The organism is Gordonibacter sp. (assembly GCF_036667095.1).
Taxonomy (GTDB): domain Bacteria; phylum Actinomycetota; class Coriobacteriia; order Coriobacteriales; family Eggerthellaceae; genus Gordonibacter.
The window spans coordinates 1-2,863 of the sequence record NZ_JAVWUP010000267.1 but is presented as its reverse complement, the minus strand read 5'-3'; the positions used below and the strand labels follow the sequence as shown (position 1 = coordinate 2,863).

The following is a 2,863-nucleotide window of genomic DNA, read 5'->3' as shown; positions in this document are numbered from 1 at the left end:
GCCGCGTGCTGCGCGTGTGCGGCCTCACCGACGAGGAGATCGAAGAGAAGTTCGGGCATCTTATCCATGCCCTCGAGCTGGGTGCTCCGCCGCATGGCGGCATCGCGCTTGGCCTTGATCGCCTGGTCATGCTGCTGGGTAATAAGGCGTCCATCCGCGACGTCATCGCGTTCCCGAAGACCAGCAGCGCGAGCGACCCCATGACCGGTGCCCCCAGTGCCGTGTCTGGACGCCAGCTCAAGGAAGTCAGCCTACGCACGCTGTAGACGCCAAAGCTCAAGATAGGGAGAGCCCCCGATCGCTCGTGTGCGATCGGGGGCTCTCTGTACGTTTCAGCTGCTTGTTCCCGTTTGCTTTATTCCCACTTGAACAGCTTACCCGCAAGCAGCAGGCAAACGACCGCCCAAGCCGCGAGTATCAGAGCCGGAATCGCGGCCTGTTCGAGAGGCAGGCCGAGGGACGTCGCCTTCAATAGCTTGACGCCTTGCGTCAGCGGCAGCAGGTCAGAAGCCATCTGCACGGCCTTGGGCAGCGTCTCGTAGGGGATGGTGACGCCCGAGAGCAGCAGCATGGGGAAGTAGAGCAGCGTCGCCGCCAGGTTGGCCTGGCGTTCGTTAGCCGTTACGCCGCCCACCAAAAGGCCGATGCCGAATATGGCACCCATAACCAGCACGAACGAGACAGCGAACAGCAGTACCGATCCCGACAGGTGGGCGCCGAAGAAAATCTGCGCGATCCCGAATACCAGCAACGCCGAAACCGTCGCATAGATCGTGTATACGGTCAGCTGCACCCCGAGTATCATCCCTACGCCAACGGGGGTGACGAAGAAGCGCTTGAACACCTTTCTTCTGCGCGAGCTTGCGATCATGATGGGCAGGCCCATGAAGCCGCCGGCGCATACGGCGATGGCGGCAACTGCCGAAACCGACTGGTCGACAAAAGAATAAGGCGCGCCTTCGAAGGCGGGTTGGCTGCCGAAGACGATCCCTATGATCACCATCACCACCGCAGGCATGGCGAGGGCAAATATCGGCATGTTCATATCGCGGAGCGAGAGCTTCAGCTCTACCCCGAGCAGCGTTGCGAATGCTTTCATTGTGCCTCCTTACTTCCCTGTTCGGCGTAGTGCAGATAGGCCTGCTCCAAGTCGGCGGTTCCGCAGGATTCCCGTGCTTCGTCAACCGTGCCCGTGAATACTATCCTCCCGTTTCGAATGATGGCGATGCGGTCGCAGAGCCGCTCGACCTCGTCAAGATAGTGCGAGGTGAGGAATATGGTGACCCCCTGATCCTTCATTGCCTCGAGATACCCCCAGACCTCCCGGCGAGTCTTGACGTCGAGCCCGGTAGTGAGCTCGTCCAGGAAAACAAGGCGCGGGTCGGGGATCAAGGCGAGTGCGACGAACAGCCGCTGCTTTTGCCCGCCGGACAAATCTTCGATGAAGCTCGATCGCTTCTCGTCGAGGCCGAACGAGTGCAGCAGCGCGCGGTAGTCGGCAGGCTGCCGGTACAGGCAGGCCGTCATACGGCAAAGCTCGTCCACCTTCACCTTGTCCTGATAGCGTGATTCTTGGAACTGCACGCCTACGTGCTCGAAGAGCGTTTTGCGCTGGGCGCGCGGTCGCTTCCCCATAAGAAGCACCTGTCCCTCGTCGGGCTCTTTCACTCCCACAAGGCACTCGACCGTAGTCGATTTCCCCGCACCGTTGGCTCCAAGAAGGCCAAACGTCTCGCCTTGCGCTACGGCAAGGTCGATTCCGGCAACCGCCTTTTTCGAGCCGAATGATTTCTTAAGGCCAACTGCGGAAACGATGTATTCCATACCTGCTCCTTTCTGTCGGAGCCTGTATGGTAGCCAAGCGGATAACCCTGGTGGCAATCTGGAGGGTTTGTTTTCTTGCCGAGCGCCGTTGTTGGCCGGGGCTAGTCGGGGAGCGCCGACGGAAGGACTGCTTGACGCTGTTTGCCAGGAGGCCGCCCGATCCGGAGAGTACGGCCGCAGGGCGTGGCCGAGCGGGTCAGTGGTCCTCGGTAGAGGTTTCGTTGCTGGGAGTCTCGGAATTGGCGCGCATCTCTTCCAGGCAGCTTAGCAGCTCTATGATCTCGTGCGAGTGGCGCTCGGCAAGCGCAAGCGAGGTCTGCAGCTTGTCGCACACCGAGAGTATGTCCTCGTCGGGGGCCGGCGTGTCCAAGGTGCGATGGATGTCGACACGGCGGTTGGCATCGAGTTGGGCGAAAAGTCGGTGGATGGCAACGAGGGAATAGCCGGCGTCTCGCAGAATCTTGATGATGCGCAGCCGATCGAGATCGCTTTCCGTGTAGACTCGGTAGCCGTTTTGGCTGCGCTTTGCCGAGAAGAGGCCGTTCATCTCCCAGTTCCTGAGGCAGTCGATGGTGGTGTAGAGGCTTTTTGCTGCTGCCGCGCGCGTGATCAGCGCGCCGTCTTCGTCTCGTTGCGTGGCGGCAAGGATGTCGTGCACCGTTGCAACAGCCTCCCCGGCTGCCTTCTGGTCGCGCTTCAGGTGCTCTAGGCGAACGAGGGCAAGGCTTGCTGCTTGCCGGTAGTTCCTTGCCGACATGGCCTTGATGATGCCGATAGCCTCGTGGCGCAGGTTGTTCTGAACGATCTCGACCTGCAAGGCAAGCCGGATAAGGCGAATCTGCAGCAGGTGCTCGTCGGTGAATACGCGGTATCCGTTGGGCTTGCGCTCGGCTTGCGTAATAAATCCGGTTTGCTCGTAGTACCGGACGGTGTTGGGATGGATGCCGACTGCTTCGGCTATCTCGGAGGTTGTGTAGGTTCGTGGGCTCATGGCAGTCCCTTTTGCGTTGCGGTGGGCGACGGTCGCCTCTGCTGGAGG

4 protein-coding genes are annotated in these 2,863 nt (G+C 60.7%); 1 reads left to right on the top strand and 3 read right to left on the bottom strand.

What is annotated here, in order from left to right:
* A partial coding sequence (locus RR842_RS13475) for an amino acid--tRNA ligase-related protein (RefSeq protein WP_332729844.1) occupies positions 1–266 on the top strand: 266 nt, incomplete at its 5' end.
* 89 nt (positions 267–355) lie between these two features.
* Here RR842_RS13475 and RR842_RS13470 read toward each other — a convergent pair.
* The 3 genes from RR842_RS13470 to RR842_RS13460 all read right to left on the bottom strand — a co-directional run bounded on the left by RR842_RS13470 (position 356) and on the right by RR842_RS13460 (position 2,815).
* Entirely contained in the window at positions 356–1,099 is a 744-nt protein-coding gene (locus RR842_RS13470) for an ABC transporter permease (protein ID WP_332514999.1), read from the bottom strand.
* Positions 1,096–1,824: an ABC transporter ATP-binding protein gene (locus tag RR842_RS13465; protein WP_332730097.1), complete on the bottom strand. Its 729-nt coding sequence runs from the start codon at positions 1,822–1,824 to the stop codon at positions 1,096–1,098. The genes RR842_RS13470 and RR842_RS13465 overlap by 4 nt, the downstream gene beginning before the upstream one ends.
* Before the next feature lie 196 nt (positions 1,825–2,020).
* On the bottom strand, positions 2,021–2,815 hold the full coding sequence (locus RR842_RS13460) for a MerR family transcriptional regulator (RefSeq protein ID WP_332515002.1): 795 nt from the start codon (positions 2,813–2,815) through the stop codon (positions 2,021–2,023).
* Positions 2,816–2,863 lie beyond the last annotated feature (48 nt).